The organism is Streptomyces sp. UG1 (assembly GCF_049974585.1).
Classification (GTDB): Bacteria; Actinomycetota; Actinomycetes; order Streptomycetales; family Streptomycetaceae; genus Streptomyces.
In genome coordinates this window covers 20,460-33,463 of sequence record NZ_JBNGGG010000051.1, presented here as the reverse complement: position 1 = coordinate 33,463, position 13,004 = coordinate 20,460, and the positions used below count along the sequence as shown (strand labels likewise).

Below are 13,004 nucleotides of genomic sequence, written 5' to 3'. Positions count from 1 at the left end.
GTCCCGGTCCCGGCGCCACTCGTCCGGCGTTTGAGGACGAGGCCCGTTCAGGGCCGAAGCGGGGGTCTGGGGGCCGCAGGTCCCCAGGGGGCGGCCAGGGGCGGCGCGGGCGCCCTCAACGCGCCGGGCACCCACAGCACGGCGCCACCGACGGAGTCCCCCGTCGCCTTGACGGCGTCACATTCGCTCGGTACCCAGAAATCAGGGCTCTTTCTCGCGTGGCCCCTGGAGGTGGCGTATGGCGGCATCGGCTAGGCACGAGACGCGGGCGCTGCTCCGCGCGCACCTGTCGGCCGCCTCCTCCTACCGGCATCTCACCCGGCACTGCCCGATATGCCACCGCCTGCTGCGGCTGGCGATGGATCCCGGTACGCGCAGCTACCGGCCGGTCCGGGACGAGGTCGCCGAGGAGGAGGCCCCGTCCACCGCGTGACGCACGGCGGTCACGTCACGGCGCCAACTCCCGCCTCGCTACGGGCAACTGGATCACCTGAGCCCCATTAGCGCACCTGGGGCAGAAGCAACAAGCACCCTGGCATGTGACGGGTGTCACCGTATAAGTTTCCGACCGAGTAGGACTTACACCCCTCCTACAACTGGTCAATTTAATATGTGCAATTGCACCCGGTTCCCGACGGGTTCCGAGCCTCGTCGGACACAGTCCCCGCACACCCCGGGCACACACACGGCCCCCACTCGCCGGTCACACAGCGTGAGTCCACAGGAGATCCGACACCCCTCCCCAGAGTCCGACAAGGCCGCTCACAGGCACCCGCCGGCAGGCGCCGGGCGCACAAAAAGATCGCGCTGGACCCGGCGGAGTCCAGCGCGATCGACGACGCACCCTTGTTGCGTGCCTGAAGTGCTCTGTGCGGCTTGGGCGTGGGCCCTGTTGGGGCAGGACCCGCGTCGCTTGGAGCTAGGGTCCGGGCGCCGCGGCGAGTTGGGGGAACTGCCGTTTTGCCCGGTTATGGAGTTGTTCAGGCCTCGCTGCGCTGCTGCGGGATACCCGCGAGCAGAGCGCGGACCTCAGCCTCGCGGTAACGGCGGTGTCCGCCGAGCGTACGGATGGAAGTAAGCTTCCCGGCCTTCGCCCACCGCGTGACCGTCTTGGGGTCCACGCGGAACATGGTGGCGACCTCAGCCGGGGTCAGCAGCGGCTCGGCATCAGGGGTGCGAGCGGTCATGAGCGGCCTCCTCGGGAGAACCGAACCTTCTCGGTTCTTTCCTCTAAATTCTGCACCTTGACCCGCGTTGCCCGAAATGGCGGACGCGAGTCGAGTCGGTTATAGGACGAACGGCTTGTCCTCGGCACTACAACTACACCATCTGTCCAGCCGCGTCGGCCAAACCGATGGAATTGCCCTCCCAGGTGTTCATCAGCGACGGAAGCCGATGGACCATGCCATAGCGGACAGTCACGCCACTGTGACGATCAGTCACAGTGGCGTGCAGGAGTCTCAAGACCCCCCAAAGCGTGCAATGTCGAGCTAGAGCCCTCCCCGGACTCCTTGTCCTATTTTGGCACGAGGAGGGGTTAGGGGCGCAAGAGCCGCGTACGTGCATTCCGTCACGCTTGCGCGCGTTGACTCATGCTTGATGCATACGCCCGGATCGAGGCCTACGCCCCATGTTGACGAGACATCAGAAACCCCAGAAGGAGCACGAAACCCCAAAACGGGCGGCCCGTCAAACGCCAGTTCGTTACGTCACACAGTGCGTCAGATCACACGAGCTGCTGTGTCTTGGGTCACACGAGCCGCTGTGCCTTGGATCACGCGCGCCATCGTGCCCTGGATCACACCGGCCGGCTCAGTTGGCCGAACGCCGGTCCCGCACCGCCCGCCACCGCTCCACGAGCCGCGCGTACGCCTCCCCGGCGCCCGTCCCTTCGCCCCGGCGCAGCGCCTCGATGCCGTCGGCCACATCGGCCGCCGAGTGGTCGTCCTCCAGCTCGCCGGCCGGCAGGGTGTGCACCAGGCCGCCGTAGTCCAGCTCGACCAGGGAGCGCGGGTGGAACTCCTCCAGCCAGCGCCCGACGTCCACCAGACCGTCGATGAGGGGGCCCTCGTCGATGGTGTCCTTCAGCGTCCGCAGGGCCCGCGCCACGCGCCGCCGGGCCTGCACCATCGGCGTCCGGTAGCGCAGCATCGGCGGCACCTCGCCGGAGCCCTTGTCGAAGCGCCGCTCCTCGTCCGACACCAGCACGAACCAGTGCAGCGGCACCTGCCAGGTCGAGGTGCGGATCCACGGCCGGGCGTCCGGGTTGCGGGCCAGCCAGCGCTCGTAGTCCTGGGCCGCCTGGCGCCGTACGACCTCCGGCAGCACCGCGTCAAGGACCGGCTTCGGCAGCTCCTCGGGGAGCTCCCCCAGCGCCTGCCAGCCGCGCAGCCGGGTGCGCCACGGGCACACGCACAGCACCCCGTCGATCTCCAGCACGAAGGCGTCGCTGCTCTCGTGCACCGGCACGGCCACGGGCGGGGTGGGCAGCAAGTCCGCCAGGGAGCGGCGCAGTTCGTCCTGGTACGAGGGACGGTCGGGACGGCGGGCGTAACGGGCCCAGTGGCCGCGCTCCGGCTCCGGGAAGGCCGCCAGCGGCTCGTACACCCGCAGATAGGTCGTGTACGGGACGATCACCGAGGACACCTTGGGCACGCCTGCTCCCTCCCCCGCCGTCTGCCAGGGAAACCTGCGAAACCCGCTGACAAACGTGCGGGAAAACTATGCAAATCGTCGCACGGGCGTACTCCGGGAGTAGGTGATCCTGAGCACTGCGGGTTGGACGGGCGCTCGCGGGTCTAATCTCATGCTCAACAGCACCCGCCACCCGTACGGGAGCTCGCTCCAATCGCCGCACCGTACTCAGGAGTCACCACAGTGACCGACGTAACACACGGCGTCCTGCACACCCTGTTCCACTCGGACCAGGGGGGTCATGAGCAAGTCGTGCTCTGCCAGGACCGAGCCAGCGGCCTCAAGGCCGTCATCGCCATCCACTCCACCGCCCTGGGCCCCGCCCTCGGCGGTACGCGCTTCTACCCGTACGCCACCGAGGAGGACGCCGTCGCCGACGCGCTGAACCTCGCGCGCGGGATGTCGTACAAGAACGCCATGGCCGGACTCGACCACGGCGGCGGCAAAGCCGTGATCATCGGCGATCCGCAGACGATCAAGAGCGAGGAGCTGCTGCTGACCTACGGCCGCTTCGTGGCCTCGCTGGGCGGCCGCTACGTCACCGCGTGCGACGTCGGTACATACGTCGCCGACATGGACGTCGTGGCCCGCGAGTGCCGCTGGACCACCGGCCGCTCCCCCGAGAACGGCGGCGCCGGCGACTCCTCCGTGCTCACCGCCTTCGGCGCCTACCAGGGCATGCGGGCCTCCGCCCAGCACCTGTGGGGCGACCCGTCGCTGCGCGGCCGCAAGGTCGGTATCGCGGGGGTCGGCAAGGTCGGCCACCACCTGGTGGAGCACCTGCGGGCGGAGGGCGCCGAGGTCGTCATCACCGATGTCCGCGAGGAGGCCGTCGGCCGCATCCTCGCGGCCCATCCGACGGGCGTCACCGCCGTCGCCGACACCGCGACCCTGATCCGCGTCGAGGGCCTCGACATCTATGCCCCGTGCGCGCTCGGCGGGGCCCTGAACGACGACACCGTGCCGGTGCTGACCGCCCAGGTGGTGTGCGGCGCGGCCAACAACCAGCTCGCCCACCCGGGCGTCGAGAAGGACCTCGCCGACCGCGGGATCCTCTACGCGCCCGACTACGTGGTGAACGCCGGCGGTGTCATCCAGGTCGCCGACGAGCTGCACGGCTTCGACTTCGACCGGTGCAAGGCGAAGGCCGCGAAGATCTACGACACCACGCTGGCCATATTCGCACGTGCGAAGACGGACGGGATTCCGCCGGCCGCCGCGGCCGACCGGATCGCCGAGCAGCGGATGGCGGAGGCCCGCGCAGCGCACTGAATCGCCGAACCGGGGCCCTAGCACAGGTTTGACCGGTACCCGCCGGTGGGCAGTTGGAGAGAACTCTCACTTCTACCGGCGGGTCGACCGCCAGTAAGTGGTTAAAATCGCGGTTGACCAGCGAGGACGGGGCACCTCGAAGGTCCTGAGCACACGCCTGTGCTGCGGGCGACGTACCGTATGGGCGCGGGCTCAGGTACCGTGGAAGCCCTACGGACCGGCCTCTCCATGGAGAGTCCGTTCCAGATCATGAACGCGTGTCGAGACTCTGGGGCCGTCGAGCCCCGTCACCGAGGGGGTCGAGCCATGGGGCGCGGCCGGGCCAAGGCCAAGCAGACGAAGGTCGCCCGCCAGCTGAAGTACAACAGCGGCGGGACTGACCTGACGCGTCTGGCCAACGAGCTGGGCGCTTCGACTTCGAGCCAGCCGCCGAACGGCGAGCCGTTCGAGGACGACGAAGACGACGACCCGTACGCCCAGTACGCGGATCTCTACAACGACGACGAGGACGAGGACGACGAGTCCGGTCCCACGTCGCAACAACGCCGCGGCGCTTGACTGTCCAGCAGTGCCTGACCCGGTCCTGAGCGGTTTACCCGCCGGACCGGGTTTTGCGCTGCCTTCGCGGTTCTCAGCTCGCGGCGGGTTTAATTTGAATACGTACCGATGAGGGCGGCACCAGTGGTGTGCTCGCCCCGGTCCGTGATCTCGCCTGCGACCCAGGCGTCGACCCCACGGTCGGCCAGTGTCGCCAGGGCGACGTCCGCGGACTCCTCCGGCACGATCGCGATCATGCCGACGCCCATGTTCAGGGTCTTCTCCAGCTCCAGGCGCTCGACCTGACCCGTCCGGCCGACGAGGTCGAAGATCGGGGCCGGGGTCCAGGTGGAGCGGTCGACGGTCGCGTGCAGGTCGTCCGGGATCACCCGGGCCAGGTTGGCGGCCAGACCGCCACCGGTGATGTGGCTGAAGGCGTGCACATCGGTGGTGCGGGTGAGGGCCAGACAGTCCAGCGAGTAGATCTTGGTGGGCTCCAGCAGCTCCTCGCCGAGAGTGCGGCCCAGCTCGTCGATCCGCGCGTCCAGGGCGAGACCGGCCTGGTTCAGCAGCACGTGGCGGACCAGCGAGTACCCGTTCGAGTGAAGGCCGGACGCCGCCATGGCGATCACCGCGTCACCCGTACGGATGCGATCCGGGCCCAGCAGCCGGTCGGCCTCCACGACGCCCGTGCCGGCGCCGGCGACGTCGAAGTCGTCCGCGCCCAGCAGCCCCGGGTGCTCTGCCGTCTCGCCGCCCACCAGGGCGCAGCCGGCGAGCACACAGCCCTCGGCGATGCCCTTGACGATGGCGGCGACCCGCTCGGGGTGGACCTTGCCGACACAGATGTAGTCGGTCATGAACAGCGGCTCGGCGCCGCACACCACGATGTCGTCCATGACCATGGCGACCAGGTCGTGGCCGATGGTGTCATAGACGCCCATCTGACGCGCGACGTCGACCTTGGTGCCGACGCCGTCGGTGGCGGAGGCCAGCAGCGGGCGCTCGTAGCGCTTGAGGGCGGAGGCGTCGAAGAGGCCGGCGAAACCGCCGAGGCCGCCGAGGACCTCGGGCCGCTGGGTCTTCTTCACCCACTCCTTCATCAGCTCGACCGCGCGGTCGCCCGCTTCGATGTCGACGCCCGCGGCTGCGTAGCTGGCACCAGTTGTCTCAGACATGACTGCGAGAGCTTTCGTGTCGTACGGCAGGACTGACGGGATTTACGGGCGACGGATCGCGTCGACGGCGGCCGGGGCGGCCGTACCGGCCGCGAGCTCGGTCTCCAGGAGCTGCTTGCCGAGCAGTTCGGGGTCCGGGAGCTCCATCGGGTACTCGCCGTCGAAGCAGGCGCGGCACAGGTTCGGCTTGGCGATGGTGGTCGCCTCGATCATGCCGTCGATGGAGATGTACGCCAGCGAGTCGGCGCCCATCGAGGTGCCGATCTCCTCGATCGACATGCCGTTGGCGATGAGCTCGGCGCGGGTGGCGAAGTCGATGCCGAAGAAGCAGGGCCACTTCACCGGCGGCGAGGAAATCCGGATGTGGACCTCCGCGGCGCCCGCCTCACGGAGCATCCGCACCAGCGCCCGCTGGGTGTTGCCGCGCACGATCGAGTCGTCGACGACGACCAGTCGCTTGCCCTTGATGACTTCCTTCAGCGGGTTCAGCTTCAGACGGATGCCGAGCTGGCGGATGGTCTGCGAGGGCTGGATGAACGTACGGCCGACGTACGCGTTCTTCACCAGGCCGGCGCCGAACGGGATGCCGCTGGCCTCCGCGTAGCCGATGGCGGCCGGGGTGCCGGACTCCGGGGTCGCTATGACCAGGTCGGCCTCGACCGGGGCTTCCTTCGCGAGCTTGCGGCCCATCTCCACGCGGGAGAGGTAGACGTTCCGGCCGGCGATGTCGGTGTCGGGGCGGGCCAGGTACACGTACTCGAAGACACAGCCCTTGGGCTTCGCTTCCGCGAATCGGGAGCTGCGCAGGCCGTTCTCGTCGATGGCGACGAACTCGCCCGGCTCGATCTCGCGGACGAAGCTGGCGCCGACGATGTCGAGAGCGGCGGTCTCGGACGCGGCGACCCAGCCGCGCTCCAGGCGGCCGAGGACCAGCGGGCGGATGCCCTGCGGGTCGCGGGCGGCGTAGAGGGTGTGCTCGTCCATGAAGACGAGGCTGAAGGCGCCCTTGACCTGCGGGAGGACGACATGGGCCGCCTCCTCGATGGTCAGCGGCTTGCCGTCCTCGTCGACCTGGGCCGCGAGCAGCGCGGTGAGCAGGTCGGTGTCGTTGGTGGCCGCGACGCGCGGGGTGCGGCCGCCCTCCTGCTTGGGCAGGTCGGCGACCATCTCGGCGAGCTGGGCCGTGTTGACCAGGTTGCCGTTGTGGCCGAGCGCGATGGAGCCGTGCGCGGTGGCGCGGAACGTCGGCTGGGCGTTCTCCCATACGGAGGCGCCGGTGGTCGAGTAGCGGGCGTGACCGACCGCGATGTGACCCTGGAGCGAACCGAGCGAGGTCTCGTCGAAGACCTGGGAGACGAGGCCCATGTCCTTGAAGACGAGGATCTGGGAGCCGTTGCTGACCGCGATTCCCGCGGATTCCTGGCCCCGATGCTGGAGGGCGTAGAGCCCGAAGTACGTGAGCTTTGCGACCTCTTCGCCCGGAGCCCAGACACCGAAGACGCCACACGCGTCCTGGGGGCCTTTCTCGCCGGGGAGCAGATCGTGATTGAGTCGACCGTCACCACGTGGCACGGCATCGAGTGTAGGCGAGATCGACCACTGGTCCGAATTGGGGATACGCGACCGTAAAGGATCACTCGTCGGCGGTCGCGGTCACGCGCTCACCGTTTTCGCTGGTCAGAGTGAGGTTGCGATGATCGACCGCGTACTTCACCGTCCCGTCGAAGAGTCCCAGGAGGGTCTTCTCCGCATCCATGAGTGAGGTGTCGCACATCATTCGGGTGGTGGACGCGGTGCCGAGCGTGATACTGCCGTCGCGGAACGTCGCCGTCGCCTTCACCTTGTTGCAGCCGAGGCTGCCGCTGACCTGTCCGGTCTTCCGGTCGAAGGTGAGGTGGGCCTTGCCGTCGGCGTCGGGGCTGGTGACGGTCCACTTCGTGCCCTTGAGCGGGGCGGCGTCCTGCTTGCTGAGGGCCACTCGGTCGCCGTCCGCCGTGGTGAGGGTGAGCTTGCCGTCCTTGACCTCGGCGGTGAGGTCGCCGTCGGCGAGGGTGCGGGCAAGGGTCTGCTCGAAGTTGGCAGGCACGCCCTCACAGGCCATCTCGGTCGACTGCATCTTGTCGAAGGTGACGTGGCTGTCGGCGAAGGCGGCCTCGGCGCTGAAGTTGTTGCAGCCGAGGTTGCCCTTGACCTTGCCGCCGTCGGCGATCCGCAGGTAGGTGCCGGTCGGGGCGGCGCTCTTCTTTCCGTCGACGGTGACGTCGTCGATCGCCCAGTGGACGCCGGTGACGGCCGCCGACGGCGCGGCGCCGACCGTGTCGCTGCCCGCGTCCTCGGTGCCGCAGGCGGCGGCCAGCGGGAGGAGGGTGAGGGCGGCGAGGGCGGCCAGTCGCTTTGTGTCCATGCCGAGTGTGTCCATGCCGGTGGGACGGGAGGGGCGCGGGACCGGTTCCGCTCGGTTCCGTTTCCCGGCAGTCACCCCATGAGCGGCAGCAATCCGCCCAGGTCGGCACGCTCCCCACTCGCGCTCACCTTGGCCTCCGTAACGGCCTCCTGCCACGTCAGCCGTCCGGTCGCCAGCCGGATCCAGGTCAGCGGGTCGGCCTCGACGACGTTCGGCGGGGTGCCCCGGGTGTGCCTCGGCCCTTCGACGCACTGCACGACGGCATACGGCGGGATCCGCACCTCGGTCGAGCCGCCGGGCGCCTTCGTGGCGAGGGCGTCGGCGAGGAGGCGGGTGCAGGCGGCGAGGGCCTGGCGGTCGTAGGGGACGTCGAGGCCGGGGACGGCGGCGTTCAGGTCGTCGGTGTGGACGACGAGTTCGACGGTACGGGTGACCAGGTAGTCGGCGAGGGTGATGGCGCCGGTGCGTGCGGCGAGGACGCGGTCGCCGGATGCGTCCAGCGCCTGCGTGAGGCGGGCCTCGGTGTGGGCGTAGAGGGTGTCGAGGTCGGGGTGGGCCGCGGCGAGGTGGCGGGTGTCGTCCGCGATGTCATCCGCCCGGACGGCGGTGGCGAAGGGCCAGTCCAGGAGGGCGAGTTCGGGCTTGGCCGGCTCGTCGCGCTCCAGGTTGCGGCTGACGGTTTCCACGGCCATGGTCAGGTGCGCGGCGAGATCCCGTACGGTCCAGCCCGGCAGGCGCGTGGGGAGCGCCAGCTGCTCGTCGGTGAGGGTGTGTACGGCCTGGCGTACGTGCCTGAACTGGGTGAGCACCGCGGTGCGGATCTTGGCCGGGTCGTAGGTGCGGGTGCGCTTCTTGGCCGGGGGCATGGGGGGCAGCCTATGCGGGGTGCGTAGGGGGACGTGTTGTGCCTGGGGTGCGGGCGCTACGGCCGTGCCGTCGACAGTGCCACCAGCAGGGGTACGACCCGGCCCGGTGGGACCTCGTAGCGGCCCCGGCCGGTTGTGTGGAGCCAGCCTGTGCCGGTCAGTTGGCGTAGGTGGTGGTAGATCTGGCCCGTCGTGCCGATCTCTTCCAGGTCGGCCAGTTCGGCCGCGGTGCGGCGGCCGCCCAGGATCTCGCGGAGCAGTCGCAGCCGGACCGGGTGGCCGAGCGCGGCGAACGATTCGGCGGAGTCGGTCCAGTCGTCGCCCAGCAGGCCCTCGGTGAGGCTGCCGTGCTGCCAGTCGTACCGCTCACCGGTCGGCAGCCGTACGGTGCCGGTGAACAGGACGCCTCCGTCGGTCGCTCCCAGTTCGGCCAACTGGTCCTTGAGCCCTTGCAGGGCCCAGAAGTCGCCCTCGCCGAGGCGGGGGGTGGTGTGCTGGGCGCTCTCCAGCGCTGCCAGCCGTCGCTCCAGGTCGGCAACGCGTTGTTCGAGGCTCACGGCCTCGATTGTGCGGAACTACGTAATTACCCGCAACGGCGGCCGCACAGTACGAGGGCTCCCGCTCGTTCGGGTGAGCGGGAGCCCTCGGGTGGTGTGGGTCAGGCCAGCAGCGCCGGGATCGTCCCCTCGTGCAGGTCGCGCAGCTCCTCCAGGGGCAGCACGAACTCACCCTGAAGGTCGACCGCGTCACCGTCCACGACACCGATGCGGGTGGCCGGCAGGCCACGGGCGCCGCACATGTCGTTGAAGCGGACCTCCTCGGAGCGCGGGACGGCGACGACGGCACGCCCCGCCGACTCGGAGAAGAGGAAGGTGAAGGCGTCCAGACCGTCGGGGATGATCAGACGCGCGCCCTTGCCGCCCAGAAGGGCCGACTCCACGACCGCCTGGATCAGGCCGCCGTCGGACAGGTCGTGCGCGGAGTCGATCATGCCGTCGCGGGAGGCCGAGATCAGGATCTCCGCGAGGAGGCGCTCGCGCTCCAGGTCCACCTGCGGGGGCAGGCCGCCGAGGTGGTCGTGGATCACCTGGGACCAGGCCGAGCCGCTGAACTCCTCACGCGTGTCGCCGAGGAGGTACAGGAGCTGGCCCTCCTCCTGGAAGGCGACCGGCGTGCGGCGGGCCACGTCGTCGATGACGCCGAGGACGGCCACGACCGGGGTGGGGTGGATCGCCGCCTCGCCCGTCTGGTTGTAGAGGGAGACATTGCCGCCGGTCACCGGGGTGCCCAACTGCTGGCAGGCGTCGGCCAGTCCGCGCACCGCCTCCGCGAACTGCCACATCACCGCCGGGTCCTCGGGCGAGCCGAAGTTCAGGCAGTCGGAGACCGCGAGGGGCTTGGCGCCCGTCGTCGCCACGTTCCGGTAGGCCTCCGCCAGCGCCAGCTGGGCGCCCGCGTACGGGTCCAGCTTGGCGTAGCGCCCGTTGCCGTCCGTCGCGATGGCGACGCCCAGGCCGCTCTCCTCGTCGATGCGGATCATGCCGGAGTCCTCGGGCTGGGCGAGGACGGTGTTGCCCTGCACGAAGTGGTCGTACTGGGACGTGACCCACTTCTTGGAGGCCTGGTTGGGGGACGCGACCAGCTTCAGGACCTGGTCCTTCAGCTCGGCCGAGGTCGCCGGGCGCGGCAGCTTGTTGGCGTCGTCGGCCTGGAGCTCGTCCTGCCAGGATGGGCGGGCGTACGGGCGCTCGTAGACCGGGCCCTCGTGCGCCACGGTACGCGGGTCGACGTCGACGATCTTGCCGCCGTGCCAGTAGATCTCGAGGCGGTCGCCGTCGGTGACCTCACCGATGACCGTGGCGATGACGTCCCACTTCTCGCAGATCTCCAGGAAGCGGTCGACCTTCTCCGGCTCGACGACCGCGCACATGCGTTCCTGCGACTCGCTCATGAGGATCTCCTCGGGGGAGAGCGTCGAGTCGCGCAGGGGTACGTCGTCCAGGGTCACGCGCATGCCGCCGGAGCCGTTGGAGGCCAGCTCGGAGGTGGCGCAGGACAAGCCCGCCGCGCCCAGGTCCTGGATGCCGACGACCAGCTTCTCCTTGAAGGCCTCCAGGGTGCACTCGATGAGGAGCTTCTCCTGGAAGGGGTCGCCCACCTGGACCGCCGGGCGCTTGCTCGGCTTCGCGTCGTCGAAGGTCTCGCTCGCCAGGATCGACGCGCCGCCGATGCCGTCGCCGCCCGTGCGGGCGCCGTAGAGGATGACCTTGTTGCCCGCGCCGGACGCCTTCGCGAGGTGGATGTCCTCGTGCCGCATGACGCCGATGGCACCGGCGTTGACCAGCGGGTTTCCCTGGTAGCAGGAGTCGAAGACGACCTCGCCGCCGATGTTGGGCAGGCCCAGGCAGTTGCCGTAGCCGCCGATGCCGGCGACGACGCCCGGCAGGACGCGCTTGGTGTCCGGGTGGTCCGCCGCGCCGAAGCGCAGGGGGTCCACGACCGCCACCGGGCGGGCGCCCATCGCGATGATGTCGCGGACGATGCCGCCGACGCCGGTCGCCGCACCCTGATAGGGCTCGACATACGACGGGTGGTTGTGCGACTCCACCTTGAAGGTGACCGCGTAGCCCTGGCCGACGTCCACCACGCCCGCGTTCTCACCGATGCCGACGAGCAGAGCATCCGACTGCGGGGCCTTCTCGCCGAACTGGCGCAGGTGGACCTTGGAGGACTTGTACGAGCAGTGCTCGGACCACATGACGGAGTACATGGCCAGCTCGGCGCCGGTCGGGCGGCGGCCGAGGATCTCCACGATCCGCTCGTACTCGTCCTTCTTCAGGCCGAGTTCGGCCCAGGGCAGCTCGACGTCGGGGGTCTCGGTCGCGTGCTCGACCGTGTCCAGAGGCGTCCGGCTCATGCGTTGACCAGCTTCTTGAGGATCGAGGTGAAGAAGGGGAGGCCGTCGGTGCGGCCCGACCCGATGAGGGGCTCGACGGCGTGCTCCGGGTGCGGCATCAGGCCTACGACGTTGCCGGCCTCGTTGGTGATGCCGGCGATGTCGTTGAGCGAGCCGTTCGGGTTGAAGTCCAGGTAACGGAACGCGACCCGGCCCTCGGCCTCGAGCTTGTCGAGGGTGTACTGGTCGGCCACGTACCGGCCGTCCATGTTCTTCAGCGGGATGTGGATCTCCTGGCCGGCGCTGTAGTCGCTGGTCCAGGAGGTCTGCGCGTTCTCCACCCGCAGCTTCTGGTCGCGGCAGATGAAGTGCAGGTGGTCGTTGCCGAGCATCCCGCCCGGGAGGAGGTGGGCCTCGGTGAGGATCTGGAAGCCGTTGCAGATGCCGAGGACCGGCAGTCCGGCCTTCGCCTGCTCGATGACGGTCTCCATCACCGGCGAGAAGCGGGAGATGGCGCCGGCCCGCAGATAGTCGCCATAGGAGAATCCGCCGGGCAGCACGACCGCGTCGACCTGGTGGAGGTTCTTGTCCTTGTGCCACAGGGCGACCGGTTCGGCGCCCGCGAGGCGGATCGCGCGCTGGGTGTCCCGGTCGTCGAGACTTCCCGGGAAAGTGACGACGCCAATACGAGCGGTCACTTCGCCGCCTCCGCGACTTCCTCCACCTTGACGGTGAAGTCCTCGATCACGGTGTTGGCGAGGAAGGATTCCGCAAGATCGTGGATGCGGGCGAGCGCGGCGTCGTCCACCGGCCCCTCAACTTCCAGTTCGAAACGCTTTCCCTGACGTACGTCGGAGATCCCCTCGAATCCCAGCCGCGGCAGTGCGCGCTGCACCGCCTGGCCCTGGGGGTCGAGGATCTCCGGCTTGAGCATGACGTCGACTACGACGCGTGCCACGTGCACTCCCGGTGGTGTGGTGCTGAGCAGGTTCCTGCAGTGGTTTCAGACTACCCGCACAAAATTTCTACGCGCGTCGACTTGTAGGAAACTACGTGACGACTGTCACGAGGCGACGGGAGAGGGCCTGTCGATGAAAAGTTCCGGAAAAGATCCCGGATCGACACCTGATACCTATTGCGCTCTGGACACGCGGGAG

Annotated in this window: 13 protein-coding genes; 3 read left to right on the top strand and 10 right to left on the bottom strand. The window is 69.2% G+C overall.

Annotated elements, in window-relative coordinates; genetic code table 11:
• The first annotated feature begins 238 nt into the window (after positions 1-238).
• Positions 239-433 carry a DUF6274 family protein gene (locus ACP4J3_RS42345; RefSeq protein ID WP_194044217.1) on the top strand — a complete coding sequence of 65 codons (195 nt, stop codon included), beginning with the start codon at positions 239-241 and terminating at the stop codon, positions 431-433.
• A gap of 547 nt (positions 434-980) precedes the next feature.
• Here ACP4J3_RS42345 and bldC read toward each other — a convergent pair.
• Both bldC and ACP4J3_RS42335 read right to left on the bottom strand, forming a co-directional pair.
• Entirely contained in the window at positions 981-1,187 is a 207-nt protein-coding gene (gene bldC, locus ACP4J3_RS42340; RefSeq protein WP_003949541.1) for a developmental transcriptional regulator BldC, read from the bottom strand.
• Between the two features lie 625 nt (positions 1,188-1,812).
• The gene (locus tag ACP4J3_RS42335) at positions 1,813-2,655 is read right to left on the bottom strand and encodes a hypothetical protein (protein ID WP_426542116.1); all 843 of its coding nucleotides are present in this window, start codon (positions 2,653-2,655) and stop codon (positions 1,813-1,815) included.
• A 222-nt stretch (positions 2,656-2,877) separates the two neighbouring features.
• Between ACP4J3_RS42335 and ACP4J3_RS42330 the strand changes: the two genes are divergently transcribed.
• Together ACP4J3_RS42330 and ACP4J3_RS42325 are read left to right on the top strand one after the other, a co-directional pair.
• A complete protein-coding gene (locus ACP4J3_RS42330) occupies positions 2,878-3,966 on the top strand; it encodes a Leu/Phe/Val dehydrogenase (RefSeq protein WP_426542114.1) in 1,089 nt (362 codons plus the stop codon).
• A 306-nt stretch (positions 3,967-4,272) separates the two neighbouring features.
• The gene (locus ACP4J3_RS42325) at positions 4,273-4,524 is read left to right on the top strand and encodes a DUF3073 domain-containing protein (protein WP_426542112.1); all 252 of its coding nucleotides are present in this window, start codon (positions 4,273-4,275) and stop codon (positions 4,522-4,524) included.
• An 89-nt stretch (positions 4,525-4,613) separates the two neighbouring features.
• Here the strand turns inward: ACP4J3_RS42325 and purM are convergent, their stop codons facing one another.
• The 8 genes from purM to purS all read right to left on the bottom strand — a co-directional run bounded on the left by purM (position 4,614) and on the right by purS (position 12,805).
• The gene (gene purM, locus ACP4J3_RS42320) at positions 4,614-5,681 is read right to left on the bottom strand and encodes a phosphoribosylformylglycinamidine cyclo-ligase (protein ID WP_426542110.1); all 1,068 of its coding nucleotides are present in this window, start codon (positions 5,679-5,681) and stop codon (positions 4,614-4,616) included.
• Positions 5,682-5,723: 42 nt separating this feature from the next.
• On the bottom strand, positions 5,724-7,253 hold the full coding sequence (gene purF, locus ACP4J3_RS42315; protein WP_426542108.1) for an amidophosphoribosyltransferase: 1,530 nt from the start codon (positions 7,251-7,253) through the stop codon (positions 5,724-5,726).
• A 61-nt stretch (positions 7,254-7,314) separates the two neighbouring features.
• Positions 7,315-8,085, bottom strand: a complete 771-nt coding sequence (locus tag ACP4J3_RS42310) for an META domain-containing protein (protein WP_426542106.1) — start codon at positions 8,083-8,085, stop codon at positions 7,315-7,317.
• A gap of 71 nt (positions 8,086-8,156) precedes the next feature.
• A complete protein-coding gene (locus ACP4J3_RS42305; RefSeq protein WP_426542104.1) occupies positions 8,157-8,951 on the bottom strand; it encodes a sterol carrier family protein in 795 nt (264 codons plus the stop codon).
• 56 nt (positions 8,952-9,007) lie between these two features.
• Positions 9,008-9,508 carry an ArsR/SmtB family transcription factor gene (locus ACP4J3_RS42300; RefSeq protein ID WP_426542102.1) on the bottom strand — a complete coding sequence of 167 codons (501 nt, stop codon included), beginning with the start codon at positions 9,506-9,508 and terminating at the stop codon, positions 9,008-9,010.
• Positions 9,509-9,609: 101 nt separating this feature from the next.
• On the bottom strand, positions 9,610-11,868 hold the full coding sequence (gene purL / locus ACP4J3_RS42295; RefSeq protein ID WP_426542100.1) for a phosphoribosylformylglycinamidine synthase subunit PurL: 2,259 nt from the start codon (positions 11,866-11,868) through the stop codon (positions 9,610-9,612).
• Positions 11,865-12,545, bottom strand: coding sequence for a phosphoribosylformylglycinamidine synthase subunit PurQ (gene purQ / locus ACP4J3_RS42290; protein ID WP_194044197.1), 681 nt, complete (start codon positions 12,543-12,545; stop codon positions 11,865-11,867). The genes purL and purQ overlap by 4 nt, the downstream gene beginning before the upstream one ends.
• Positions 12,542-12,805 (bottom strand): phosphoribosylformylglycinamidine synthase subunit PurS, encoded by a 264-nt coding sequence (purS, locus tag ACP4J3_RS42285; protein WP_361665493.1) that lies wholly within the window; start codon positions 12,803-12,805, stop codon positions 12,542-12,544. The genes purQ and purS overlap by 4 nt, the downstream gene beginning before the upstream one ends.
• Positions 12,806-13,004 lie beyond the last annotated feature (199 nt).